Genomic DNA, 24986 nt, shown 5'->3' with positions numbered 1-24986 from the left:
AACGATCCGGAAAAATGTAGGGGCAAGGTCGCCGGCCTCCGGTCAATCGGCGACCAAAAAGGGAGGAAACAATGAAGCCAATCTTGCGACAAACCCTGCCGCTGACCGCACTGATTGCGGCGACGGCCATTTCGATTGCCCCCGCGGCCCGCGCCGAAGTGCCGGCAAGCTGCGTCAAGGGCGTCGATCTCGCGACGCTTGGACCGAAATCGATCGTCGGTCAGGGGCCGCATGGCGAGAAGGCCGCGTCGCCGGAGGTGCTCGCGCTGTCGGACGCCGACGCCGCCAAGATCAAGGAGAAGCATTTCAAGGTCGGCATTTCCATGCAGACCGTCAACCTCGACTGGGCGCAACTGCAGATCCAGGGCATCACCGACACGCTGAAGAAGTACGGCGTGATGGTGACCGGCGTCGCGTCCGCCGAATATCAGGTCGACAAGCAGATCGCCGACATCGAGAACACCATCCAGCAGCATCCGGACGGCATCATCTCGATCCCGGTCGATTTCACCGCGACCGCGCCGACCTACAAGAAGGTCGCCAAGGCCGGCATCAAGCTCGTGCTGATGGACAGCATCCCGACCGGCCTCAAGCATCCCGAGGAATACGCCTCGATGATTTCGGCGGACAACCTGGGCAACGGACAGATCGCGGCCCAGATTCTGGCCTCCTGCATGCCGCAGGGCGGCACTATCGGCCTCGTCAATTTCGGCGTCGACTATTTCAGCACCAACGAGCGCACCAAGGGGGTCCGCGAGTGGATGCAGAAGAACCGTCCCGACCTCAAGATGAAGCAGGTCGACTTCACCGACCCGCCGAAGGTGTCGCAGATCGCGGGCGACTTCCTCACCGGCAATCCGGATGTCAAAGGCGTGTTCGCGGTCTGGGATCAGCCGGCGCTCGATACGCTGAGCTCGATGCGCGCGCAGGGCATCGACATTCCGGTCACGACCGTCGATCTCGGCCTGCAATCGGCGATCGAGATCGCCAAGGGCGGGCCGCTGAAGGCGACCGGCTCGCAGCGACCCTATGACCAGGGCGTCGCGGAGGCGATGGCGATGATGAATGCGCTGCTTGGCAAGGAGACGCCGGCCTGGGTCGGTGTGCAGTCGCTGCCGGTGACGCAGTCGAACGTGCTGGAATCCTACAAGACGGTGTTCAAGAAGGAGCCGCCGCCGGAACTGACTGACGCCTGCAACAAGGCAAAGCCTGCCTGCAACTGAGCCGCACGAGTTCGATGCGTGGTCCCGCGAGCCCGCGCATCGTGAGCAGCCTGATCCGGGCGTGCCAGCCCCCGCTCGGATCAGGTTGCGCTGGTCACGTACTCGACAGGAAGGCTGCGGAAGTGCTTGCGCATCTCCGATGACGCCGCGCCGCCGACGATGATCCGCGAGAACGCGGCGATGTCGGAGAAGAATGCCGATTTGAGACTGCCGAGCTTGCTCGCGTCGATCACCAGGACGCTCTCCATCGCGGTCTCGATGACGGCCTGCTTGACGGCGACTTCGTGAAAATTCGAGCAGCTCGCGCCGCGGGTCCAATGCACGCCGCCCGCCGAAATGAAGGCCTTGTTGATCCCGAGCCGCCGCAGATAGGACAGGCCGTCGTCCGACGCAAAGGACTGCGATGAGGGATGATAGAGCCCGCCCATCAGCATCACCTGTGTGCCCGGCCGGCGCGTCACGATCGACGCCACGTTCATCGAATAGCAGATCACCGAGAGCGGCAAATCCTCGGGCAGGCAGTCCGCCAGCGACTGCATTGTGGTGCCGCAGTCGATGAAGATCGTATCGCCTTCGTTGATGGAGGCGGCGGCAGCCCGGCAGGCGAGGCGCTTGTCCTGGGTGTGCTGGTCGATCTCCTGCTCGAACGTGTACTTGATGCCGGTCGGCGACGCCGCATTGACGACGTAGCCGCCGAGCAAAGCGAGCGCGGCCTCCGGACCGGCAAGGTCGCGCCGCACCGTCATTTCGGAAACCTTGAGGAGCTCGGCGGCGTCCTTCAGGTGCAGCGCACCACTCGATTCGACGGCGCGGCGCAGCCTCTGCAGGCGCTGGACGCGTGTCTCGCTTGGTCGTGCGTTGGAGGTTTCAGCCATTTTGATCGCCGAGCTTGCTTATCCGATTGACAATGATCTTACAATGTTGTGAGTTTATCAACGTCGATTTGTTACAATAGTAACATCCAGTCCGGCGGGCTGATCCGGTGTCGAGACGATATCGTCCTCGGCACGCGGCAAACCCGGCGGCAAGGTCAGGGGAGGATCACATGTTGCGATCGACACATTCAATCTATCTGGCCACCTCGTCGATTCGCTAGGACCGCAAGGCGTTTCCATGACGCAGAGCGTCTTCATCCAGAATCCGTCCCCGTTGGCCGTGCAATCGCCTTCCCCGGGCGGCGAGCATTTGCATCCGCTGCCGCGCAACAGCGGCCGTGCGCTCGAGATGGATTGGGTCGACGACATCAGGATCAACCTGTCGGCCGCCGAACGGCGGGTCGCGAGCCTGCCAGGCCGGCGAACCGTGAAGAAGGACGCACAGGCGGCGTGGCTGCTCAAGGCGGTCACCTGCATCGACCTCACGACGTTGAACGGCGACGACACGGCCGAACGGGTGAAGCGGCTCTGCGCCAAGGCCAAGGCGCCCGTGCGCCGCGACATTCTCGAGCAGCTCGGCTTTGCCGGGCGCGAGCTGCATACCGGAGCGGTCTGTGTCTACGATCGGTTCGTCGGCACCGCTGTCGAAGCGCTCGATGGATCCGGCATTCCGGTCGCCGCGGTCTCGACCGGGTTTCCCGCAGGCCTCGTGCCGCATGAGCTAAAGCTGAAAGAGATCGAGGCATCGGTCCGGAATGGCGCGCAGGAAATCGACATCGTCATCACGCGTGAGCACGTGCTGACCGGCGATTGGCGGGCGCTTTATGCCGAGGTCCGGGATTTCCGCGCGGTCTGCGACAACGCGCATCTGAAGACGATCCTGGCCACGGGCGATCTCAAGACGTTGCGCAATGTCGCAAAGGCCTCGATGGTCTGCATGATGGCCGGCGCCGACTTCATCAAGACCTCCACCGGCAAGGAAGGCGTCAACGCGACCCTGCCCGTGACGCTGGCGATGCTGCGGATGATCCGCCTCTATCAGGAGCGCACCGGCTACAAGATCGGCTTCAAGCCGGCCGGTGGCATCTCGACGGCAAAGGACGTGCTCAACTACCAGTTCCTGATGAAGGAGGAGCTGGGACGCGACTGGCTCGAGCCGGATCTATTCCGCATCGGCGCCTCCAGCCTGCTCGCCGACATCGAACGGCAGCTCGAGCATCACGTGACCGGCCACTACTCGGCTTTCAACCGCCACCCCGTGGGATGAGACTCCAGCGATGAGCGTCGCAAATTATTTCGAGACCATGGAGTATGGCCCCGCGCCCGAGGCGGACGGCGAGGCGCGCGCCTGGTTGGCGCGGCATGGCGCCACGTTCGGGCATTTCATCGCCGGCAAGTTCACAGCGCCGCATGCGGGCAAACACCTCACGACTGCCGAGCCTGCCACCGGCAAGGCGCTGGCGCGCATCGCGCAGGGCGACGCTGCCGATGTCGAGGCCGCGGTCAACGCCGCCCGCACCGCGCAGGTGGCCTGGGCAAAGCTTGGCGGCCACGGCCGCGCGCGTCATCTCTATGCGTTGGCGCGCATGCTGCAGCGTCACGCCCGGCTGTTCGCCGTACTGGAGGCGATCGACAATGGCAAGCCGATCCGGGAAACCCGCGATCTCGACGTGCCGCTCGCCGCGCGCCATTTCCTCTATCACGCCGGCTGGGCGCAGCTGCAGGACCGCGAGTTTGCCGATCAGGTGCCGATCGGCGTGATCGGGCAGATCATTCCGTGGAATTTCCCGCTGCTGATGCTGGCCTGGAAGATCGCGCCGGCGCTCGCCGCGGGCAATACGGTGGTGCTGAAGCCGGCGGAGTTCACCTCGCTCACCGCGCTGCTGTTCGCCGAACTGTCGGCCGAGGCCGGCCTGCCGCCGGGCGTGCTGAACGTCGTCACCGGCGACGGCGCCACCGGTGCGCTGCTGGTCGAAAGTCCCGGTGTCGACAAGATCGCCTTCACGGGCTCGACCGAAGTCGGGCGGCTGATCCGTCAGGCGACTGCGGGGACCGGAAAATCGCTGACTCTCGAACTCGGCGGCAAGTCGCCGTTCATCGTGTTCGACGATGCCGACATCGATGGCGCGGTGGAAGGCGTGGTCGACGCGATCTGGTTCAACCAGGGCCAGGTGTGCTGCGCCGGATCGCGGCTGCTGCTGCAGGAGAGCATTGCGGAGACCTTCCGCAGGCGCCTGATCCGCCGCATGGAGACGCTTCGCGTCGGTATGCCGCTCGACAAGGCGATCGACATGGGCGCGGTGGTCGCGCCGGTGCAACTCGAGCGGATCAAGGCGCTGGTCGAGACCGGGGTGAAGGAAGGCGCCGAGAAATATCAGGCGTCCGGCGCGATGCCGACGGAAGGATGCTTCTATCCGCCGACCCTGCTCTGGAACGTGCATCCGTCCTCGACGGTTGCGACCGAAGAGATCTTCGGCCCGGTCCTGGTGGCGATGACGTTCCGCACACCGGACGAGGCCGTGATGCTCGCCAACAACACGCGCTACGGCCTTGCCGCCAGCGTGTGGAGCGAGACGATCGGGCTCGCACTCGACATTGCGCCGAAACTCCTGGCCGGCGTGGTCTGGGTCAACGCCACCAATCTGTTCGATGCCAGCGTCGGCTTCGGCGGTTATCGCGAGTCCGGCTTCGGCCGCGAGGGCGGCCGCGAAGGCATGTATGAGTATCTCAAGCCGAAGGCCTGGAGCGGGCGCGAGGCGCGGCCCAAAGCATCGCCGCTGCCGACGGCGTCCGGCGCCAGCGCCGGCTTCGACGTGCCGCCGATCGATCGAACCGCCAAGCTATTCGTCGGCGGCAAGCAGGTCCGTCCGGACGGCAATTATTCGCGCGCAGTGCTCTCGCCGAAAGGCCGCCGTCTCGGCGAGGCCGGCGAGGGCAATCGCAAGGATATCCGCAATGCGGTCGCCGCGGCGCGCTCCGCCGAGGGATGGGCGCGGGCGACGGCGCATAATCGCGCCCAGATCCTCTACTATCTTGCCGAAAATCTTTCGGCGCGCGGCGACGAGTTCAGCCGCCGCATCGCCGACATGACCGGCGTGTCGGCAGCAAAGGCGCGCACCGAGGTCGATGCCAGCATCGAGCGGCTGTTCAGCTATGGCGCCTGGGCCGACAAATTCGAGGGATCCATCCATGCGCCGCCGCTGCGCGGCGTGGCGCTGGCGATGCATGAGCCGATCGGCGTGGTCGGTGTCGCCTGTCCCGACGAGGCGCCGCTGCTCGGCTTCATCAGCCTGGTCGCGCCGCTGGTGGCGATGGGCAACCGGGTCGTCGCGGTGCCGAGCGAGCGCCATCCGCTCGCCGCGACCGACTTCTACCAGGTGCTCGAGACATCGGACGTGCCGGGCGGCGTGGTCAACATCGTCACTGGCGATCGCGATGAGCTGGTCAAGGTGCTTGCCGAGCATGACGATGTCGATGCGCTCTGGGCATTTGGGTCGCAGGACGCCTCGACGGTGGCCGAACGGTACTCGATCGGCAATCTCAAGCGTACGTTGGTCGATCATGGCCTTGCGCTCGACTGGTACGACAAGGCCGCGAGCGAGGGCCCGATCCTGCTCCGCCATGCTGTGCAGGTGAAGAACATCTGGATTCCGTATGGCGACTAGAGCGCTTCCCGGCGAAAGGGACGTCACCTTGCGGTGATAGGGAGGGGGATCCGGACCGTCAGAGTTCGGGGATTTTGACGACAAGGGAGGGACGCAACATGCTCAAGGGCATCAATCCACTGCTCAATGCCGACGTGCTCTACGCCCTGCGGGCGATGGGGCACGGTGATCGCCTGGTGGTGTGCGACACCAATTTTCCGGCCGACTCGATCGCCCGCCAGAGCGTGCTTGGCCGGCTGCTGCGCATCGACAATGTGAGTGCCGCCAAGGCGGTCGAAGCCGTTCTCTCGGTGATGCCGCTCGATACCTTTGTCGACGACGCCGCGATCCGCATGGAGATCGTCGGCCAGGCCCAGGAAGTGCCTCCCGTGCAGCGCGAGGTGCAGGCCGCGATCGACCGCGCCGAAGGACGATCCTGGCCGCTCGTCGGCGTCGAGCGCCATGCCTTCTACGAGAAGGCCAAGACGGCCTATTGCGTGATCGCGACCGGCGAGCGGCGCTTCTACGGCTGCTTCCTGTTCAGCAAGGGCGTGATCGCGCCGGACGGGGAGTGACGACATGAGCAAGAATGGCGTCGCCGTCCTCGGCGTCTTCGTCGTCGACCTGGCGTTCCGCGCCGGCAACATGCCGGCGATCGGCGAGACGATCGCCGGATCGGGATTCGCCATGGGGCCCGGCGGCAAGGGATCCAACCAGGCTGTCGCGGCCGCGAGGGCAGGGGCCAGCGTGAGCTTCATCTCCCGGATCGGCAACGACGCCTTCGGCGAGCTTGCGATCAAGACCTGGCAGGCCGAGGGAATCCGGCCGCGCGTGGCCAGGACGGCGGAGGCGCCGACCGGAGCTGCGTTCATCTATGTCCACGAGACGCGCGGCGATAACGCGATCATCGTGGTGCCGGGTGCGGCGGGCGGGATCGGCCCGGCCGATGTCGACGCGGTGGCGGATGCGATTCGCGACAGCCGCGTGTTCGTGACACAGCTCGAGCAGCCGGTCGATGCGGCACGGCGCGGGCTTGAGATCGCGCGCGCCGCCGGCAGCATCACCGTGTTCAATCCGGCGCCGGCCATCAAGTTCGACTCTGGCCTGTTTGCGCTCTGCGATTATGTCGTCCCCAACGAGACCGAGGCCGAAACGCTGACCGGCATCGCAGTGAGCGATCTCGCCGGCGCCCGCCGCGCCGGCGATGCCTTGCTGGCGAAGGGCGCCGGAACGGCGCTGATCACGCTCGGCGAACGCGGCGCCTTGTTTCATGCGCGGGATCGCTCGCTGCACGTGCCGCCCTTCGCCGCCGGCAAGGTGGTCGAGACCACGGGGGCGGGCGACGCCTTCGTCGGCGGCTTCGCGGCGGCGCTCGCGGATGGCGCCGATCCGCTCGAGGCTGCCCGGTTCGGTTCGGCCGCGGCCGGAATCTCGGTGACGCGACCGGGCACCGCGCCTGCGATGCCGCGGCGCGCGGAGATCGACGCGCTGCTGAAGGGATGATCGCGCGATGATGCGGAATGATCCGATCAAGCATGTCTTCATCTGGCCGGCGGTGCTCGTCGTGCTGGCGATCTCGATCTTTCCGCTGATCTATTCGCTCACCACGAGCTTCCTGAGCTACCGCCTGATTCCGCCGATCCCGCCGCGGGTGGTCTGGCTCGGCAACTATGCCACGCTGTTGCAGGAGCCGCGGTTCTGGAATGCGATCTTCACGACGACGCTGATTGCCTTCATCGCGGTCGGGCTGCAATACGCAATCGGATTCGGCGTCGCGCTGGCGCTGAACGCGCGCGTGCCGGGCGAGCGGCTGTTTCGTGTCGCCTTGCTGCTGCCGATGCTGCTCGCACCCGTCGCCGTCGCGCTGGTGGCGCGCATGATGTTCAACCCGACCATGGGGCCGCTCAACCAATTCCTGTCGAAGTTCGGCCTGGTCAACCTGCCGTTCCTCACCAACGGACATTGGGCGCTCGCCTGCATCATCGCCGTCGAGGTCTGGCAGTGGACCCCGTTCGTGATCCTGATGATGCTGGCCGGTCTGCAGACGCTGCCCGAAGACGTCTACGAGGCTGCCGAGCTCGAGAATGCCAGCGCCTGGCAGCAGTTCTGGGGGATCACCTTTCCGATGCTGCTGCCGATCTCGGCCGCGATCGTCTTCATCCGCCTGATCGAGAGCTATAAGATCATGGACACGGTGTTCGTGATGACGGGCGGCGGGCCGGGCGTCGACACCGAGACGCTGACGCTGTTCGCCTATCAGGAAGGCTTCAAGAAGTTCAATCTCGGCTACACGTCGGCGCTCAGCTTCCTGTTCCTGATCGCGATCACGATCATCGGCGTCACCTATCTGGCGCTGCTGCGGCCTCATCTGGAGAAGCGCCGATGAGCGGGCAGGGCTTGACCGGATTGTCGCCATGGAGCCGCCGCCTGGTTACGGTCGGCGTCCTCGTCTGGTGCCTGATCACGGTGTTTCCGCTCTATTGGGTGGTGGTCACCGCGTTCAAGACGCCGCCGGGCGTGGTCGGCGGACCAACCTATCTGCCGTTCATCGACTTCACGCCGACCTTGCAGCCCTTCATCGATCTCTATCAGGGAATCCGCGGCGAGTTCTTCCACACCTTCCTGAATTCGACCATCGTCGGCCTGTCGGCGGCAGCCATCGCTACCGCGATCGGCGCAATGGCGGCCTACGCGCTGGTGCGATTCGAATTCAAGGTGCGCCTTGGTGCAGGCCTCGTGTTCTTCCTGCTCGCGCTCGGCGGCTATCTGCTGTTCAATGCGACGTTCGGATTTACCCGGCCGCAGGCGCTGTTGCTCGCCTTTCCAATCGCGCTGATCGCTGCTGTCGTCGCCAATCGCCTGCCGTTGCCCGGACCGATCCTCGGCAACGAGGACATCCTGTTCTGGTTCGTCAGCCAGCGCATGTTCCCGCCGATCGTGACGGCCTTTGCGTTGTATCTGCTCTACAGCGAGATCGGTCGGCTCGGCTTTCAGCTGATCGACAGCTTCGTCGGCCTGACGCTGTGCTACGTCGCCTTCTCGCTGCCGATCGTGGTCTGGCTGATGCGCGACTTCTTCGAGGCGGTGCCGATCGAGGTCGAGGAGGCCGCGATGGTCGACAACGTGCCGAGCTGGCGCATCTTCTTCGGCATCGTGGTGCCGATGTCGATGAACGGGCTGCTGGCGACGTTGATGATCACGCTGGCCTTCGTCTGGAATGAGTTTCTGTTCGCGCTGTTCCTGACCAATTCCAGGTGGCAGACGCTGCCCATCCTCGTGGCGGGACAGAACAGCCAGCGCGGCGACGAATGGTGGGCGATCTCAGCTGCGGCGCTCGTCGCAATCGTTCCCATGATGATCATGGCGGGCCTGCTCAGCCGGATGATGCGGTCGGGCCTGCTGCTCGGGGCCATCAAATAGCAAAAAACCTTGTAGGGAGGACTAGACGATGTTGCGACGGACGTTCCTGATGCTGACCACCTCGCTCGCGATAGCCTGCGCCGCGAGCCAGGCGAATGCTGCCTGTAGCCCGGATTACACCGGCGTCACCCTGACGGTGGCGTCGCAGACCGGACCGTATATCGCATCCGCGCTCAAGCTCGGCGCGGACGAATGGGCCAAGAAGACCTGCGGCAAGGTCAATGTCGTCGAGTTTCCGTGGTCCGAGCTCTATCCGAAAATCGCGACCTCGCTCACCGCGTCGGACGCGACGTTCGACCTGGTCAGCTTCGCGCCGGCCTGGCTGCCGGATTTCGTCCCCTATCTCAGCGAGATGCCGAAGGAGATGCAGTCCGGCAAGGACTGGGACGATATCGAGCCGGCCTATCGCGAACGCCTGATGGTGTGGGAAGGCAAGATCTACTCGCAATCGATGGACGGCGACGTCCACACCTATACGTACCGCACCGACCTGTTCAGCGATCCCAAGGAGAAGGACGCCTTCAAGGCCAAGTACGGCTATGACCTCGCGCCGCCGAAGACCTGGAAGCAGTATCTCGACATTGCGGAGTTCTTCCAGCGGCCCGACAAGGGCCTGTGGGGAACGGCGGAAGCGTTCCGTCGCGGCGGTCAGCAATTCTGGTTCTTCTTCAGCCATGCGGCGGCCTACGCCAACAGTCCGAACTATCCGGGTGCGATGTTCTTCGACCCCGAGACGATGGATGCGCAGATCAACAATCCGGGCTGGGTGAAGGGGCTCGAGGAATACATCCGCGCATCGAAGCTCGGGCCGCCCAACGCGCTGAACTTCTCGTTCGGCGAGGTGAACGCGGCCGTGGCCGGTGGCCAGGTGGCGGAATCGATCGGCTGGGGCGACACCGGTGTGATCGCGGCCGACCCAAAGCAGTCGAAGATCTCGGGCAAGGTCGGCTCGGCGATGCTGCCCGGTTCGGACGAGATCTGGAACGCCAAGACCAAGAAATGGGACAAATTCCCGAGCGTGCTTCCGGGCCCGTTCATGGCATTCGGCGGCTGGCAGATCGCGGTGCCGAAGGCCGGCAAGAACCAGCAGGCGGCCTGGGACTTCGTCAAGACGTTGACGAGCCCCGAAGTGTCGGGCCAGGCGGCTATCACCGGCGGCAGCGGCGTCAATCCCTATCGCAAATCGCACACCGCCAATCTGCAACTGTGGAGCAAGATCTTCTCGCCGGAAGAGGCCAAGGAATATCTCGGCGCGCAATCGGACTCCATCAACGCCAAGAACGTCGCGCTCGACATGCGTCTGCCGGGTTACTTCTCCTATACCGAGGTGGTGGAGATCGAACTCGGCAAGGCGCTGGCCGGCCAGACCACGCCGCAGGCGGCGCTCGACGCGATGGCGAAGGAGTGGAATCGCCTGACCGACGAGTTCGGCCGGGCCAAGCAGCTTGCCGCCTATCGCGCGGCGATGGGCCTCCCGCCCAAGAACTAGCTTTCCAGTGAGACCTCCCGGATGATGCGCGAGCGTCATCCGGGGCTTGACCAGCCGTCGACGAAAGGACGGAAAAGGATTCCATGGCGCACGTCGAGATCGAGAACGTCAGCAAGGCATACGGGCCCTACAAGATCATCGAAGGGCTCGACCTCAACGTGGCCGACGAGGAGTTTGTCGTGCTGGTCGGCCCGTCCGGCTGCGGCAAGACCACGACATTGCGCATGATCGCGGGGCTGGAGGCCGTCACCAGCGGAACCATCCGCATCGGCAACCGCGACGTCACGCAGTTGCGCCCTGGCCTCCGCAATTGCGCGATGGTGTTCCAGAACTACGCGCTCTATCCGCACATGACGGTCGGCGAGAACATCGGCTACGGCATGAAGGTGCGGGGCGAATCTCGCGCCAGCATCGAGAAGGCCGTCAATGACGTGGCGCGTGTGCTCGACCTCGAGCAGTACCTGCAACGCCGTCCGAAGCAGCTCTCCGGCGGACAGCGCCAGCGCGTCGCGATCGGCCGTGCCATCGTGCGCAGCCCGGACGTGTTCCTGTTCGACGAGCCGTTGTCCAATCTCGACGCCAAGCTCCGCATCGAGATGCGGACCGAGATCAAGGCGCTGCATCGCCGTCTCGCCAAGACGATCGTCTATGTCACGCACGACCAGGTCGAAGCCATGACGATGGCCGATCGCGTCGTGGTGATGAACAAAGGCCGGATCGAGCAGGCGGCCGATCCGATTACGATCTACGAGAAGCCCTCTAACCTGTTCGTCGCAGGCTTCATGGGTGCGCCCAGCATGAACTTCATCGATGGCGAGATCGTCGCCCGCGACGGCGCGCTCAGCTTCACCGCCCCATCGGGCACGGCGTTGCGCGTGCCGAAGTCCCGAGAGGCGACCTACGCAGCAAGCGTCGGCAAGCCGGTGGTGCTCGGCGTGCGGCCCGATCATGTGTTGCAGCAAGGCGCGCCGGCGGGTTCTTCCGTCCGGTTGCTTGTGAGAGACGTGGAGCCGCTGGGGCCGCACACGCTGGTGATCGGAACCGTCGCCGGCTCTGCGTTCACCGCGCAAATGCCGGTCGGCGTTGCCGCGGAGCCGGATCATGTCATCGACGTTGCGCTCGATCTCGAGCGAACGCATTTGTTCGACAAGGCGTCAGGGATGGCCATTTCCTGATTTGCTCTGGCGACGGCAACAGGATTGCGGTCATCGGAGCCGCGAAGTGAGACCAGCGCTCCAGACGTAACCTTCGGCGCCGAGCTAAGGCGACTGGGATTGAGCTCCGGCCGGTGAGCGGAGCGGCTGTTCCCAGGAGCCGAAACGGGGCCTTTGCCGGCGAAATAGCCCAAGACATTTGGCCGAATCGGTTCCCGCTCGGTGTCTGGAGGCGCGGATCGAGGGGGCTTCGTCGGAAATCGCAGGGCGCACCGCCCATGGCGGCTTCTGACGCGATTGTTTTCCATGTTATCACCTGATCCGTCGAAACTGCGTTCGTGCCTAACCTGCCCGAACCTACGAGCCCGGATCTTGATGATGTTGTCGCTGCCCAAGACCAAAATACGCGTGCTGCTGCTGGAGGGCGTGAATGATTCCGCAGTCCGGATGTTCGAGGCCAACGGCTATACCGAGCTGCAACGTCTGCCCAAGGCGCTGGGGCCCAAAGAGCTCAAGCAAGCGCTGTCGGGCATCCATATGCTGGGAATTCGGTCGCGGACCCAGTTGACCGCGGAAATCCTCGAGGCCGCCGACCGATTGCTCGTTGTCGGCTGCTTTTCGGTTGGCACCAATCAGGTGGATCTCGACGCCGCGCGAAAGCTCGGAATCCCCGTATTCAACGCGCCATACTCCAACACCCGCAGCGTGGCGGAGCTGACCATCGCCGAGATCGTCATGCTGTTCCGCCGGATCTTTCCGCGTTCGGTTTCCGCACATGCCGGCGGCTGGGACAAGTCTGCAGAAGGCAGCCGTGAGGTGCGCGGCAAGACGCTGGGCATCGTCGGCTACGGCAACATCGGCTCGCAGCTGTCGAACCTCGCCGAAGCCATGGGCATGCGCGTGATCTATTTCGATCAGACCGACAAGCTCCGCCACGGCAACACCGAGCCCGCTGAATCGCTTGACGCGTTGCTCGCAGCGAGCGACGTCGTATCGCTGCATGTGCCGGAGACGCCGACCACCGCCAACATGATCGGCTCAGCCCAGCTCCAGTTGATGAAACCCGAGGCCTATCTGATCAACAATTCGCGCGGCACCGTGGTCGATCTCGATGCGCTCGCGAGCGCCCTGCGTGAGGGTCGACTGGCGGGTGCCGCAGTCGACGTGTTCCCGGTCGAGCCGGTGTCGAACGAGGCGCGCTTTGTCTCACCGCTGCAGGGCCTGCCCAACGTCATCCTCACGCCGCATGTCGGCGGTTCGACGGAAGAGGCGCAGGATCGCATCGGCGGCGAAGTCGCACGCAAGCTGATCGATTATTCCGACGTCGGGTCGACCTTCGGGGCGGTCAATTTTCCGCAGGTGCAATTGCCGGCGCGGCCGACCGGCACCCGCTTCATCCATGTTCACCGCAACGTTCCGGGCGTCATGCGTCAGGTCAACGACGCGGTGTCCCGGCACGGGATCAACATCCTGGCGCAATATCTGCAGACCGATCCGGAAGTCGGCTATGTCGTGCTCGAGACCGACGTGGTCGGCGGCGAGGGCGAGGGACTGCTGGCCGATTTGAAAGACATTGACGGCACGATCCGGGTGCGGGTGCTGTATGACGCGAACCGGCCGCAGGGGTGATCGAGCGGTCGTTGCAGCGGTTCCCAGCGAGCTGGACAACGATTCGTGTGAAGAAAACGCGTCGGATCCGAAATCTAGAGCCCCGTTACGATTCAATCAGAACGGACGAGGCTCTAGGCGCAGAGCCCTCGCGCGCGGCGGACCGTATCGGAGGGATACAGGCCGAAAGCCGACCGGTTTGACGCGACAAACCGGCCCATAGGGGTAAAGCCCCACTTCAACGCAACTTCGCTGATCGGAAGCAGGCTCTCCGGCCGCGACAGCTCTTCGTGGATAGCTTCAAGCTGGACCCGTCGCAAATAGGCGACCGGCGTCGTGCCATGGGTCTTGGGCTACGGCATTACGTTAGACGTAATTGCTTTGAATCCTGGCCGATGTGAGCGTCACAGGCAATGACACGATGATCGCAACAGCGCTGGTGACCGTCGCGCTATTTCAGCCTGCCAGCTGATCCTCCGTCGTCAACAACGCGCGCTACAGGTACCAACTCGATGCCTTTCCGCTGGAAAGTCGCAACCGCGGCTTTTGTCATCGCTACGTTCGGTTGGACAAGTGGCTTCTACGGTCCGTTCGTCTGTTTACCAGTTCTGCATGCGGATCGCGGTTGGTCGATATCACTCGTCTCGTCCGCAATAACCGCTCAGTTCTTGATCGGTGCTGTGATGATCTGGTTATCACCCGACTGGTACCGGGCAGCCGGGGCGGCGCGTGTCACACTCGCTTGCGTCGCATTTGCGGCAGTTGCGCTCTTGATTTGGGCGAACGCGCAGTCTCCGTGGCAAATGTTCCTGGCCTCCTTCCTCGGGGGCATCGGCTGGGCAGGTACGAGCGGGCCAGCGGTGAACGCGATCCTGACGCCGTGGTTCAAAGAGGATCGGCATAAGGCGTTGAGCTACGCGTTGAATGGCGCAAGCGTCAGTGGTCTTGTTTTCGTTCCAGTCTGGTCGGCCCTCATATCGAGCAAGGGATTGGAGTTCGCCGCTTGCGTTATCGTAGGCGCGATGGTCCTGGTTCTTGGACCGCTCATCAGCCTATATGTCGCGCCAGCTCCTGCAAGCAGCCTGACCGCTTCCTCCAGTCCTCTGGAAGCTTCACCCTTGTCAAACGCAGGGCGTCGAACCCCGGAGCGCTCGGGATTGCTGCAGGACAGGCGATATCTTTGGCTGACCACCGCATTCACGTTCAGTCTATTTTCGCAGATGGGATTATTCGCCCACCTCGTTTCGCGAATGTCTTCGCAGGTCTCGATCGAGCTGGCGGCTTACGCGGTGAGTTTGACGGCACTTTGCGCGATCGCCGGTCGTTTTCTGCTTGTGCAAGTTCTGGGCAGTAGAGATCGATGCACGATTGCGGCAGGAAATTTCGTCCTTCAGGCTATCGGCACGTCGTTCCTCGCCTTTGGTACCGACTGGATCATGCTTGGCCTCGGTTGCGTGATTTTTGGCGCGGGAGCGGGCAACACCAACACGTTGCTCCCATTGATAGCGCAGCAACTCTTTCGTGAGGGGGAAGTGGCAGATGTCGTTGCAAAGGCAGCGGCCATAAATCAGGCGATCTATTCGTTGGCTCCAGTAATCTTCGGCATGTTGCGAGATTATCTAGGAGACTACACGCTAGCCTTTGCGACTGCTGCGGCGCTTCAGCTCATGGCGGCGTTCATCATTGCTGGAGTACCGAGGAAGCGGCGTGCGCGCCCTGCTGAGAGCTGTATGTCCAGCTGACAGGCGCGCGGAACGGTTGTGGTTGAATCGAGCAATGGCGTCAGGAGTTCCGAGAACGATGCCGCGCGAGCTGAGGCTCTTACCTGGCGGGTAATTGCTGATCCACCGGCGGACTGCTCAAACGCATCTGTGTGTTCGTCTTGACGCACCATAAGACGTTTCGCCTTCCGCAGGATTACAGGATAGGAGCAAGCAAGTGACTCAGCCGGCAGCAACAATCCCTTCGAGCCAATGGACAGTTGAGGGGTTTAAGACATTCTGGGCCGCACCGGTTCTTTCGTTCGTGCCAACAATTCGTCAAGTGATGGCTGGTGACATCATCGGTCACTGGCCAAGGCCGATCGGAGACATCACGGACCCGGATCTTTATCTCGGTGTCATCGCTGATATTCTGACGATTTGTCCGGACTGGAAGTTGGAAGTGCCGGAACATGCGCAATCGGGCAATCTCTATTTCGTTCGCTGGACCGCAACAGGAACGGACGCCGATGGCCGCTTCAAATTCGAGGGCTGCGATCGCATAAAAGTCGACGGCAACGGCCTCGTTCTGGAGAACTTCATTTTTTGTGACCATCCATTCTTTTCAAGAATAGATCCTCGTCGCGGCGCAGCGGTATGCAGGAGTCTTCCTCCCGGCTGAATGAACGCTAGCCAAGAACTCCTCTTGTCATCCGCCATGACATGACCTGTCGAATGCGATTTGCTCGCCGCGCAGGCCCTTCGTCAATCCGCCGAGAAGCCGAACGGGACGCTCGAGGTCCTGAAATCGTCGGGAAGAATCTCGCGTCCGATCGGCGGCGCCGACCGCGCCGCGCATCTCGGGCGATGGCAGACCCGGCAGGCGACGCCGATCGGGGTCGGCTCATCCGCGTTCGGCCCTTGTCCGTCGCGCGTGTAGATCAGCTGGCCCGCATGCTCGGCGGCGCAGCCGATCGCGATTGCCCGCTCGACGCGGATGGCGCCGAACGCGCCGCCGCCGGCAGTCACGGTGCGGGCGATCGAGAAGAACCGCTGTCCGTCGGGCAATTCGAGCCATTGCGTGACGATCTGGCGCGGCGTTTTGAAGATATCGTGGACCGACCATAGCGGACAGGCGCCGCCGTGTTTGGCAAACGGAAAGCCGGCACCATCGAGCAGCTTGGAAATGTTGCCGGCCGGATCGACGCGGATCAGGAAGAACGGCACCTTCTCGAGACCCGGCCGCTGCAGCGTCGTGACGCGGTGCGCGATCTGCTCGAAGCTGGTGCCGAACTGGCGTGCCAGCGCCTCCAGATCGTAACGACGCGTCTCGACCGCTTTGGCAAACACGGAATAAGGCATGATGAGCGCGGCCGCGGCATAGGCCGCGAGTGCGCGGCGGGCCAGCAACTCGGCGCTCTTGCTGGTGAACTTGCCGTCTTCCACCGCCGCGCTGATCTCGCCTTCCAGTTCGAGATAAGCGAGTTGCTTGGCCAGCTGGAAATTGAGGCCCGCGGTATCGAGCGAATCCTCGAGCAGCAATTGTCTGCGATGGAGGTCCAGTCGCCTGACCGAACCGAGCATGACGTTGGGCGGCAGATAGCGGACCTGGAGCTTATGACGCTCGCGAAGCCGCTCGATAAATCCGGCTGGTCCGGCCGGTTCATGGACGAGACGCTCGGCGGCATCGTCGAGATTGGCAAAATTGTTGCGGCGCGCGGCGAGAAAGCGCCTGACTTCCGCAACGGGATCGTTGGCGTCAAAATTCTCCTGACCCGGGTGCGACCCGCCACCCACCAGGTCCGGCGCCCGTCGCTCCGCCAGCGCCAGCTGCTCTTCGCGATAGGCTGTGTAGAGCCGCAAGAACGCTTCAGTCATTCCGGGATAGCTGACCGCGAGGTCGCTGACTTCGAGCGCGGGGATGTCGATGTCGGCAAACATCGGTTCCTTCAAGACCGACTGCATACGCGCGGTGTGATCGGCGCCGCCGTCGCCGGCGAGATCGGCCAGATCGATCTTGTAGGTACGGGCCAGGCGAAGCAGCATATCCGCCGTCACCGGCCGTTGATTGCGTTCCAGCAGCGCGACATAGGGGGCGGAGATTTCGAGATCGGCCGCCATGTCGGCCTGGGTCAGCCCGAGATCGCGCCGCAGCCGCCGCAGCCGCGGGCCCATGAAAACGGAACGGGCGCTTGAGGTTACCATTGCCTCATCCAAGGCTTGTAAGATTCTTACAACAATACATCAGTTTCTTGTAAGTTATGACAAGTTTTCCGCGCCAGGTCTAGCTCCCGGCGAGGCTGGCCTTACAAAGAGACCAGTTATTTCGTCACCGAAGGGATCACGGACATGAACTTCCAACCGCGCGGGATCAGCATCCAGGGGCCGGCTTCGTATCAGAGCGAGCTTGAGGCGGCCGAAGCGCTCCTCAAGACCAAGGACACCTGGAACGGCGTCACCGCCGAGGCCGTGGCGCGCATGCGCCTGCAGAACCGTTTCAAGACCGGTCTGGATGTCGCCCGCTACACGGCTGCGCTGATGCGCGCCGACATGGCCGCCTATGACGCCGACAGCACCAAGTACACCCAGTCGCTCGGCTGCTGGCACGGCTTCATCGCGCAGCAGAAGCTGATCTCGGTCAAGAAGCACTTCGGTAATACCGATCGCCGCTACCTCTATCTGTCCGGCTGGATGATCGCGGCGCTGCGTTCCGAGTTCGGCCCGCTGCCCGACCAGTCGATGCACGAGAAGACCTCGGTGCCGGCGCTGATCGAAGAGCTCTACACCTTCCTGCGCCAGGCGGATTCGCGTGAGCTCAACGATATCTTCCGCGCGCTCGATGCCGCCCGCAAGGAAGGCGACAAGGCGAAGGAAAAGGCGCTGATCGAGAAGATCGACAACTTCCAGACCCACGTCGTGCCCGTCATCGCCGACATCGACGCCGGCTTCGGCAACGCCGAGGCGACCTATCTGCTCGCCAAGAAGATGATCGAGGCGGGTGCCTGCGCCCTGCAGATCGAGAACCAGGTCTCCGACGAGAAGCAGTGCGGCCACCAGGACGGCAAGGTCACCGTGCCGCACGAGGTGTTCATCGCGAAGATCCGCGCTTGCCGCCATGCGTTCCTCGAGCTCGGCGTCGAAGACGGCATCATCGTGACCCGTACCGACTCGCTCGGTGCCGGTCTGACCCAGCAGATCGCCGTGAGCCACAAGCCCGGCGACCTCGGCGACCAGTACAACAGCTTCCTCGACTGCGAGGAGGTGACGGCTGCCAATGCGCGCAATGGCGACGTCATCCTCAACCAGAACGGCAAGATGATGCGTCCGAAGCGTCTGCCCAGCAATCTCTACCAGTTCCGTCCCGGCACCGGTGCGGATCGCTGCGTGCTCGACTGCATCACCTCGCTGCAGAACGGCGCCGACCTGTTGTGGATCGAAACCGAGAAGCCGCATATCGAGCAGATCGCCTCGATGGTCGATCGCATCCGCAAGGTCATTCCGAACGCGAAGCTCGCCTACAACAACTCGCCGTCGTTCAACTGGACGCTCAACTTCCGTTGGCAGGTCTACGACGCGATGAAGGAAGCCGGCCAGGATGTCAGCAAGTACAACCGCGCCGAGCTGATGAAGGTGGAATACGACGGCACGCCGCTGGCGATCGAAGCCGACGAGCGTATCCGTACCTTCCAGGCGGATTCGGCCAAGCGCGCCGGCATCTTCCACCACCTGATCACGCTGCCGACCTATCACACGGCTGCGCTGTCGACCGACAATCTCGCGAAGGAGTATTTCGGCGAGCAGGGCATGCTTGGCTACGTCAAGAACGTGCAGCGCGCGGAAATCCGTCAGGGCATCGCCTGTGCGAAGCATCAGAACATGGCGGGCTCCGACATCGGCGACGATCACAAGGAGTACTTCGCCGGTGAGGCCGCCCTCAAGGCGGGCGGCGTCCACAACACGATGAACCAGTTCGGCTAGTCGATCGAACGGGTCAAAGCGACTATCGGCTGGACAGGCGGGATTGCGAGGCAGTCTCGCCTGTCTGCTCGTTTGGCGGGGCGGTTTCGACGGCGGTGACGCGGTCGAAATCGCCCCGTAGCGTTTGCAAGACCGTTCCCGTCAGGCTTCGCCCGGCTTGTCGAGGTTCCCTCATTCCACGCCAGCGTGGTATGGCATCGCTGCGACCTTGAGGGCACGCCGCGCGATGACTATCGGGCACTATGCATCCGCCGTCACCAGCTCCGCCGTGATGGAGCGGCTCAAGCCGTTCGATCCCCGCATCGTCGGAACGCTGCCGCTCGGCCTTGCCGTGCCGGGCAGCGACATCGATATCGTCTGCCACGCGCCCGATCCGGATGCTTTCGCGGTCATCGTTTGCACCCACTATCAATCGGCCGATGATTTCGTGCTCTACCGATGGACCTCGGGAACGCGGCCGGCGATTGCCCGCTTTGTGTGGGATGGCTGGCCGTTCGAGCTGTTCGGTGACCTGCGTCCGGTCGATCAGCAGCAGGGCTGGATCCATTTCGAGGTGGAGCGGCGGCTGCTCGCGCTTGATGACGGACGGCTGCGGCGAGCCGTCGGCAAGTTGCGGGCAGATGGCCTCAAGACCGAGCCTGCGTTCGCCGCCGTGCTCGGGATATCGGGCGATCCCTATCGCGGGTTGCTCGCGCTCGCGGCGGAAACGGATGCCGGGTTGCGCGCCCGGCTCGCGGCGCGCGGCCTCGGCTGATCGCGAGGTTCATTCACCCGGAACGAGGTGGCCCATCGGCTGTCGCGCGAGGCGCCGGTGTCTGCGGCGGGACAGATAGAGCAGCAGACCGGTCACGGCGAACAGCGGCATCATGGCGGCGGCCAGCATGAAGGCGAGCTTGCCGGGCCAACCCAGGATGGCGCCGCGGTGGATGTCGAGCACGCCGGCGAGGACGCGCTCGCCAAACGTCTTGTCCGCGTAGCGATCCGCTGAGATGACGCGCCCGGTGACGGCATCGATCCGGAATTCGTCGCGCACGCTCTCAAGCGTGGAACCCCGCGACCATGACCGCACGCGCACCGCGGTGCCCGCGCCGGCCGGCAGGGTCAGCAGGGCCCGTCCGTAGTCGTTGTTCTCCTGCTGCAGGAACGTGGTCCAGACACGATCGAAGGCGAGCGGCTTTGCTTCGGCCTTCGCTTCGGTTTTGGCTTCGCCCTTGCCCGCGGCCGCAGCTGCGCCGCGCGGTGGCTTCGGCTGCATCGCCGCATCCGCGGCTTGAGGCCGCGCCAGGAGCCAGTTGGCGCCGGCCTTGTACCACTCGAACGAGTACCACAGGCCGGTCAGCGTCATCACCAGATAGACCGGCAGCACCCAGGTGCCGATCACGGCGTGCAGCGAGCGGTGCAGGCCGCGCCCGCGCAGGCCCAGGTTTGGCTTCAGCCACATCTTCACGCTGCGCGCGCGATGCGGCCAGCGCAGCACGAGGCCTGATATCAGCATCACGATCAGGCAGAGCGCGGCTGACCCGGTGATCTTGCGGCCGATGCCATTGCCGTCCCCCGGCAACAGCAGCCAGCGATGCAGCTTGCGGACGGTCGCGAAGAAGTCCTCGCCGCGCGGCGAGCCGAGCACATGTCCGTCATAGGGATCGACATAGACCGAGGAGGGACGTGCGCCGCCTTCGCCGCGGGCGAAACGGATCCATACGGCCGCCGACGGGTCGCTCGCCATCGCCACGGCGGCGGCCCTGCCGAAGTCGCCGGCCGACTGCAGCCGTGCGACCAGCTCATCCGGTGTCAGCCGCCGCGTCGCACTGACGTCGACGCGCATGATGTGGCTGTTCAGGCTGGCCTCGATCTCGTCTTCGAACGCCATCGTCGCGCCGGTGATTCCGACCACCGCCCACAGCAGCGCCAGCGCGAGGCCGGCGATGGAGTGGACCTGCAGCAGCGCGGCCTTGATCGGGCGGCGGATATCATTCATCGAATCCGGCCTTTCGGATCAGTGCGATTGCGGCCGCTTGATGCGCGGCGATCTCGTCGATGGGGAGAGCATCGGCAGCGAACGCTCCGATTCCCTCGACGATCGGGGCCCGCTTTGCGGTCGCACGCGCGGGGTATTCCAGCTCGGCGGTGGAGAAGATCGACTGGGCCTCGGGTGTGACGAGGAATTCGAGGAACGCGCGTGCCGCGGCCGGATGCGGTGCGTGCCGGGCGATCGCGGCGCCCGTCAGGTTGACGTGACTGCCGCCGCCTTCAAACGCAGTCGGCACCGCCTTCACGGCGCCCGCCCATGTGCGAAAGTCATTGCCCTCGCGGCCGTCACGGAGCTGCGCGAGCGCGACCGTGTTGCCGATCCCGATGTCGCAGCGCCCTTCCGCGATCTCGCGGACCACGTCGTTGTCCTTGCCAGTTGGCTTGTGGGCGAGATTGGCCTTCAATCCGGCGAGCCAGCTCTCCGTCGCATCGGTCCCATGATGCGCGAGATAGGCGGCGATCAGCGCGACATTGTTCTGGTGCGCGGCCTGCCGCATGCACAATTTGCCGCGCCATTTTGGGTCGGCAAGCTCTTCATAGGTGATCGCGGCGAGCGGGTCGTCCTTGCGTGCGAACACCACACGCGGACGGATGGCGAGCGCGATCCACTGGCCGTTGTTGCCGCGCAGGTTCGCCGGCACCGCCGGGGCAAGCGCCGGCGATGCAATCGCCTGCGTCAGCCCGCGCGCCGCAAGCTGGGTCGTCTTGTCGAGACCGATGGTGAGCAGGACATCCGCCGGCGAATTGTCGCCTTCCGATGTCAAGCGCTTGACCAGGCTGTCCTCGATGAAGATGGTCTTGACCTGGGTGCCGGTCGCTGCCGTGAAGGCCGCGACGACAGGCTCGACCAGATTGGCTTCGCGGGTCGAGTAGAGCGTGAGCTCGTCGGCCCGGACCGGGGTGCAGGCGCACGCGAGCGCCGCTAAGACGGCCAGCAGTCCGATCGCTGTCCGTGCCGTGGCCATGCTAGAATTTCACCGTCGCCGAGAGCGAGAAGCGCCGCGCGTCGCCCATCGCCACGGCCAGATTGCTGACGGCCGAGGGATAGTAGACGGTATCGAACAGGTTCTTGACGTTGAACTGATAGACCACCGGGAACGTCTGGACCTTGGTCTCATAGGTCGCGAAGACATCCGCGACGGTGTAGGCCGGCAGCACGAAGCTGTTCGTGGCGTCGCCGGGTCGGTCGCCGACATAGCGCGCGCCTCCGCCGAGACGCAGCCGGCCGGGCAGGGTGGTGCCGAAATCATAGACCAAATAGAGCGAGGCCGTGTTGAGCGCGACGTTCTGCAGGGCGTTGCCGGCGAGCGTCGGATCCTCGGTGACGCGTGCATCGGTATAGCCATAGCTGCCGATCATGCTCCAATTGTCGGTCAGCCTGCCGGTGACGTCGAGTTCGACGCCGCGCGAGCGAACCTTGCCGGCGGTGCGGTACTCGACGATGCCGGTCGTGGCGTTGAGCTGCGAAACCAGCACGTTCTTCTTGTCGATATCGTAAAGCGCAAGCGTGCCGGAGATCCGCTTGTTGAAGTCGAACTTGACGCCGGTCTCCCACTGGGTGCCCTCTTCGGGCGCGATGTTGGAGCCGATCACGACGCCGCCGGTGAGCGGTGCAATAGTCGAGGTCGGCTTCAGCGACTGGGTGTAGCTCGCATACAGCGAGACCTCGTCGGTGAGCTTGAGGATCGCGCCGCCGAGCGGCAGCGCCTTGTCCCCCGAGACGTTGGTGTTGGTGATGAAGGGCCGTCCCTTGCCCGCGATCTGGTCGTATTCCATGTAGCGCACGCCGCCGACCAGCGCGAAGCGCTCGGTCAGATGCAGCGTATCCTGGAAGAACAGCGACCACTGGCCGAGCTTGTCGGTCTGCGCGCTGTCGGTGGCGGACACCGTGGTGCCCGGCGTGATCAGCCCATAGACCGGATTATAGAAGTTGAAGGTCGGCGTCGCCTGCCGGATAAGATTGTCGCGGTAGATCGTGCGATACTGGCCGTCGCCGCCGAACAGCACCTCGTTGCGGAAACCGCCGAGCCAGATATTGCCCTGCAGATAGGAGGTGCCGTAGCTCGCATTGCTGAGCGAGCCCTGCGTGCCGTCATTGCTGCGGGTCTCGACGCCGGTCTTGGTGTTGATGCCGGTGATGCGGAGCTGGTTGGCGCTGAATGTCTCGGTGTTGTAGCTGTAGGCCGCGAACAGCTTCCAGTCCTGGTTCAGCCGGTGTTCGACCGAGGCCTGCATCAGGTCGGAGGTGCCCCACACGTTGTTGAAGGGCTCATCGAGCCGCCGCGTCGCCGGGATCGCCAGCGGCGCCTTGGTCACGGGATCGAACGCGGTGCCGCGGTCGAACGGCGTGATGAATTCGCGGTGCTCGTAGTTGAGCTGGACGGTGGTGTTCTCGCCGTACCAGGCCAGCGACGGCGCCACCAGCATTTCGCGATGGCGCCCGAAATTGCGCCAATAGTCCTCGCTCACGCCATAGCCGATGAAGCGATAGGCGAGGCCGCCATTGCCGATCGGGCCGGTGATGTCGATAGTGCCGTCGGCGCCGTTTTTGTTGTTGGCGAAGGTCGAGCCGAGCAGGGTGACCGAGCCGTGCTGATAGAGCTCGGGGCGCTTGCTGATCGTGTTGACGATGCCGCCGGGGTCCATGATGCCGTAGAGCAGCGACGCCGGGCCCTTCAGCACTTCGACGCTTTCCACCGCAGCATCAAGGCTGCGGCCCTGCACCAGCGGCATGCCGTTACGCATGATCGAGCCGTCGCGGTTGTCGCCGAAGCCGCGGCGCATCACCGCGTCCTGGGTGCCGGCCAGCGTGTTGCCCTGGGTGACGCCGCTGACATTGGCGAGCGCGTCGTCAAGATTGCGCGGCAGCTGATCCTTCAGCACCTGCTCCGGCACGACGTTGACGGTCTGCGAAGTGTCGAGCGGCGAGGCGCCGCTGCGCAAGGTGGTCGAGCTCGGCATCGCGCGATAGTGCAGCTTGGCCTCGTTCAACACGGCGGCGGCAGCTGCCGCGCGCTCCGACGGTGTCGGGGGCGTCGGCTGGGCATTCCGGCTGCGCTGCCGTGCCGCGGCGGCCGACTGCGTTCGCTGTGCCGACCGCGCCGAACTGGCTGCGGGCTTGCGCTTCTGTGTCGGTTGCTCGACCGTGACCGGCGGCAAGGCGACGCTCGATTGGGCGCTCGCCGGCGTCACCGCCGAGGAGATGTCGGCGAGCAGGAATGCTGCGCCGATCAGCAGGTGGGTGCGGCCTTTGTCGGCGGCAGTTCGACGGTCGCCGACAACCCGGCCATCAGCATTCACAGGCACTCTTGCACTTCCGATTCACGCAAACCTATTCACGCCGCGCCTCTAGCAGTCGGCGCGCGCGAAAAGAACCGGAGCAGACTTGAATCCCTCTAACCGGATAGGATTTGAATCGTTCTAAGACAAAGCAGGGCCCGCGCGCGTGCGCGAGCCCTGCATCTCATGACTTGCATCTCATGACTTGATGTCGCGTCAGCGCGTCAAATGGTCGCGCGATCCTTGCCTGAGGTCAGCGGTCGTTGTCCTGTCACGCCTCAAGCGTAGGATGACTCATGTGGCGCGGTGCGCTTCACGACATCGCCAGGAGGACGGGCGCCGAGCCGACCATTCCCGTGCTGACGCCGTCGCGCGCCATTGATTCGATTGCGGTCCAGTTCTCGCGGAAGATCCGCGCCGCCTCGTTGGCACTTTCCGCCTGGATCGTCAGACTGCACGCGCGTCTCGCGCCATTGCTGGCAAGCTGGAAGTAGAGAACATAGCCAGACGGTTCCGCGCTCCGTGCGCCCGACGGTGCCTGCTGCATGTAGGTTTTCCCCAATCGTGTTTTTGTTGCGCCACCCG

General features: G+C 64.1%; 21 protein-coding genes. 14 read left to right on the top strand and 7 right to left on the bottom strand.

Features of this window, described 5'->3' with window-relative positions:
- The first annotated feature begins 71 nt into the window (after positions 1-71).
- Positions 72-1223: a substrate-binding domain-containing protein gene (locus ACOIX3_RS33770; protein ID WP_420966369.1), complete on the top strand. Its 1152-nt coding sequence runs from the start codon at positions 72-74 to the stop codon at positions 1221-1223.
- Between the two features lie 80 nt (positions 1224-1303).
- Here the strand turns inward: ACOIX3_RS33770 and ACOIX3_RS33765 are convergent, their stop codons facing one another.
- The gene (locus tag ACOIX3_RS33765; protein WP_420966368.1) at positions 1304-2098 is read right to left on the bottom strand and encodes a DeoR/GlpR family DNA-binding transcription regulator; all 795 of its coding nucleotides are present in this window, start codon (positions 2096-2098) and stop codon (positions 1304-1306) included.
- A gap of 349 nt (positions 2099-2447) precedes the next feature.
- Here ACOIX3_RS33765 and deoC point away from each other — a divergent pair, with 349 nt between their 5' ends.
- From deoC to serA, 9 genes are all read left to right on the top strand, one after another.
- A complete protein-coding gene (deoC, locus tag ACOIX3_RS33760; protein ID WP_420971852.1) occupies positions 2448-3365 on the top strand; it encodes a deoxyribose-phosphate aldolase in 918 nt (305 codons plus the stop codon).
- Positions 3366-3375: 10 nt separating this feature from the next.
- Complete coding sequence (locus ACOIX3_RS33755) at positions 3376-5763, top strand: aldehyde dehydrogenase family protein (protein WP_420966367.1); 2388 nt, start codon at positions 3376-3378, stop codon at positions 5761-5763.
- A gap of 98 nt (positions 5764-5861) precedes the next feature.
- Positions 5862-6317: an RbsD/FucU family protein gene (locus ACOIX3_RS33750; RefSeq protein WP_420966366.1), complete on the top strand. Its 456-nt coding sequence runs from the start codon at positions 5862-5864 to the stop codon at positions 6315-6317.
- Positions 6318-6321: 4 nt separating this feature from the next.
- Positions 6322-7245 (top strand): ribokinase, encoded by a 924-nt coding sequence (gene rbsK, locus ACOIX3_RS33745; RefSeq protein WP_420966365.1) that lies wholly within the window; start codon positions 6322-6324, stop codon positions 7243-7245.
- A gap of 7 nt (positions 7246-7252) precedes the next feature.
- Complete coding sequence (locus tag ACOIX3_RS33740) at positions 7253-8128, top strand: carbohydrate ABC transporter permease (RefSeq protein WP_092124618.1); 876 nt, start codon at positions 7253-7255, stop codon at positions 8126-8128.
- Positions 8125-9162 (top strand): carbohydrate ABC transporter permease, encoded by a 1038-nt coding sequence (locus ACOIX3_RS33735; protein ID WP_420966364.1) that lies wholly within the window; start codon positions 8125-8127, stop codon positions 9160-9162. Before ACOIX3_RS33740 ends, ACOIX3_RS33735 begins: the two co-directional genes overlap by 4 nt.
- 49 nt (positions 9163-9211) lie before the next feature.
- Positions 9212-10651, top strand: coding sequence for an extracellular solute-binding protein (locus tag ACOIX3_RS33730; protein WP_420971851.1), 1440 nt, complete (start codon positions 9212-9214; stop codon positions 10649-10651).
- A gap of 83 nt (positions 10652-10734) precedes the next feature.
- Positions 10735-11826: an ABC transporter ATP-binding protein gene (locus tag ACOIX3_RS33725; RefSeq protein ID WP_420966362.1), complete on the top strand. Its 1092-nt coding sequence runs from the start codon at positions 10735-10737 to the stop codon at positions 11824-11826.
- 354 nt (positions 11827-12180) lie between these two features.
- On the top strand, positions 12181-13434 hold the full coding sequence (gene serA / locus ACOIX3_RS33720) for a phosphoglycerate dehydrogenase (RefSeq protein ID WP_420966361.1): 1254 nt from the start codon (positions 12181-12183) through the stop codon (positions 13432-13434).
- Positions 13435-13547: 113 nt separating this feature from the next.
- Here serA and ACOIX3_RS33715 read toward each other — a convergent pair whose 3' ends face one another.
- A complete protein-coding gene (locus tag ACOIX3_RS33715) occupies positions 13548-13733 on the bottom strand; it encodes a hypothetical protein (RefSeq protein ID WP_420966360.1) in 186 nt (61 codons plus the stop codon).
- 192 nt (positions 13734-13925) lie between these two features.
- Here ACOIX3_RS33715 and ACOIX3_RS33710 point away from each other — a divergent pair, with 192 nt between their 5' ends.
- Together ACOIX3_RS33710 and ACOIX3_RS33705 are read left to right on the top strand one after the other, a co-directional pair.
- The gene (locus tag ACOIX3_RS33710) at positions 13926-15155 is read left to right on the top strand and encodes an MFS transporter (RefSeq protein WP_420966359.1); all 1230 of its coding nucleotides are present in this window, start codon (positions 13926-13928) and stop codon (positions 15153-15155) included.
- A gap of 196 nt (positions 15156-15351) precedes the next feature.
- Positions 15352-15795: a nuclear transport factor 2 family protein gene (locus tag ACOIX3_RS33705; protein ID WP_420966358.1), complete on the top strand. Its 444-nt coding sequence runs from the start codon at positions 15352-15354 to the stop codon at positions 15793-15795.
- Positions 15796-15878: 83 nt separating this feature from the next.
- On the opposite strand, the gene ACOIX3_RS33700 is transcribed toward ACOIX3_RS33705, so the two are convergent.
- Positions 15879-17318, bottom strand: a complete 1440-nt coding sequence (locus ACOIX3_RS33700) for a helix-turn-helix domain-containing protein (RefSeq protein WP_342727198.1) — start codon at positions 17316-17318, stop codon at positions 15879-15881.
- Positions 17319-17462: 144 nt separating this feature from the next.
- Here ACOIX3_RS33700 and ACOIX3_RS33695 point away from each other — a divergent pair, with 144 nt between their 5' ends.
- Both ACOIX3_RS33695 and ACOIX3_RS33690 read left to right on the top strand, forming a co-directional pair.
- A complete protein-coding gene (locus ACOIX3_RS33695) occupies positions 17463-19091 on the top strand; it encodes an isocitrate lyase (protein WP_420966357.1) in 1629 nt (542 codons plus the stop codon).
- Between the two features lie 226 nt (positions 19092-19317).
- Positions 19318-19845, top strand: a complete 528-nt coding sequence (locus ACOIX3_RS33690; protein WP_420966356.1) for a DUF4269 domain-containing protein — start codon at positions 19318-19320, stop codon at positions 19843-19845.
- A gap of 9 nt (positions 19846-19854) precedes the next feature.
- On the opposite strand, the gene ACOIX3_RS33685 is transcribed toward ACOIX3_RS33690, so the two are convergent.
- The 4 genes from ACOIX3_RS33685 to ACOIX3_RS33670 form a co-directional block, all read right to left on the bottom strand.
- Positions 19855-21069 (bottom strand): PepSY-associated TM helix domain-containing protein, encoded by a 1215-nt coding sequence (locus ACOIX3_RS33685; RefSeq protein WP_420966355.1) that lies wholly within the window; start codon positions 21067-21069, stop codon positions 19855-19857.
- Positions 21062-22087 carry an extracellular solute-binding protein gene (locus tag ACOIX3_RS33680; RefSeq protein WP_420966354.1) on the bottom strand — a complete coding sequence of 342 codons (1026 nt, stop codon included), beginning with the start codon at positions 22085-22087 and terminating at the stop codon, positions 21062-21064. The genes ACOIX3_RS33685 and ACOIX3_RS33680 overlap by 8 nt, the downstream gene beginning before the upstream one ends.
- A 1-nt stretch (position 22088) precedes the next feature.
- The gene (locus tag ACOIX3_RS33675) at positions 22089-24422 is read right to left on the bottom strand and encodes a TonB-dependent siderophore receptor (protein ID WP_420971850.1); all 2334 of its coding nucleotides are present in this window, start codon (positions 24420-24422) and stop codon (positions 22089-22091) included.
- A 292-nt stretch (positions 24423-24714) separates the two neighbouring features.
- On the bottom strand, positions 24715-24948 hold the full coding sequence (locus ACOIX3_RS33670) for a hypothetical protein (RefSeq protein ID WP_420966353.1): 234 nt from the start codon (positions 24946-24948) through the stop codon (positions 24715-24717).
- Between the last annotated feature and the right edge of the window lie 38 nt (positions 24949-24986).

Origin of the sequence: Bradyrhizobium sp. B120 (assembly GCF_049075665.1) — a bacterium.
GTDB lineage: Bacteria > Pseudomonadota > Alphaproteobacteria > Rhizobiales > Xanthobacteraceae > Bradyrhizobium.
Note: the sequence above shows the minus strand (reverse complement) of the source record. Positions and strands in the feature narration are given on the sequence as shown.

Bases quoted from the DNA above. Each gene is read 5' to 3' on its own strand.
- ACOIX3_RS33690 (WP_420966356.1), top strand. From the start codon at position 19,318: ATGACTATCGGGCACTATGCATCCGCCGTCACCAGCTCCGCCGTGATG.
- serA (WP_420966361.1), top strand. From the start codon at position 12,181: ATGATGTTGTCGCTGCCCAAGACCAAAATACGCGTGCTGCTGCTGGAG.
- ACOIX3_RS33725 (WP_420966362.1), top strand. From the start codon at position 10,735: ATGGCGCACGTCGAGATCGAGAACGTCAGCAAGGCATACGGGCCCTAC.
- ACOIX3_RS33695 (WP_420966357.1), top strand. From the start codon at position 17,463: ATGAACTTCCAACCGCGCGGGATCAGCATCCAGGGGCCGGCTTCGTAT.
- ACOIX3_RS33730 (WP_420971851.1), top strand. From the start codon at position 9,212: ATGCTGACCACCTCGCTCGCGATAGCCTGCGCCGCGAGCCAGGCGAAT.
- deoC (WP_420971852.1), top strand. From the start codon at position 2,448: ATGGATTGGGTCGACGACATCAGGATCAACCTGTCGGCCGCCGAACGG.
- ACOIX3_RS33710 (WP_420966359.1), top strand. From the start codon at position 13,926: ATGCCTTTCCGCTGGAAAGTCGCAACCGCGGCTTTTGTCATCGCTACG.
- ACOIX3_RS33670 (WP_420966353.1), bottom strand. From the start codon at position 24,948: ATGCAGCAGGCACCGTCGGGCGCACGGAGCGCGGAACCGTCTGGCTAT.
- ACOIX3_RS33765 (WP_420966368.1), bottom strand. From the start codon at position 2,098: ATGGCTGAAACCTCCAACGCACGACCAAGCGAGACACGCGTCCAGCGC.
- ACOIX3_RS33755 (WP_420966367.1), top strand. From the start codon at position 3,376: ATGAGCGTCGCAAATTATTTCGAGACCATGGAGTATGGCCCCGCGCCC.
- ACOIX3_RS33685 (WP_420966355.1), bottom strand. From the start codon at position 21,069: ATGAATGATATCCGCCGCCCGATCAAGGCCGCGCTGCTGCAGGTCCAC.
- ACOIX3_RS33735 (WP_420966364.1), top strand. From the start codon at position 8,125: ATGAGCGGGCAGGGCTTGACCGGATTGTCGCCATGGAGCCGCCGCCTG.
- ACOIX3_RS33740 (WP_092124618.1), top strand. From the start codon at position 7,253: ATGATGCGGAATGATCCGATCAAGCATGTCTTCATCTGGCCGGCGGTG.
- ACOIX3_RS33700 (WP_342727198.1), bottom strand. From the start codon at position 17,318: ATGGTAACCTCAAGCGCCCGTTCCGTTTTCATGGGCCCGCGGCTGCGG.
- rbsK (WP_420966365.1), top strand. From the start codon at position 6,322: ATGAGCAAGAATGGCGTCGCCGTCCTCGGCGTCTTCGTCGTCGACCTG.
- ACOIX3_RS33680 (WP_420966354.1), bottom strand. From the start codon at position 22,087: ATGGCCACGGCACGGACAGCGATCGGACTGCTGGCCGTCTTAGCGGCG.
- ACOIX3_RS33770 (WP_420966369.1), top strand. From the start codon at position 72: ATGAAGCCAATCTTGCGACAAACCCTGCCGCTGACCGCACTGATTGCG.
- ACOIX3_RS33750 (WP_420966366.1), top strand. From the start codon at position 5,862: ATGCTCAAGGGCATCAATCCACTGCTCAATGCCGACGTGCTCTACGCC.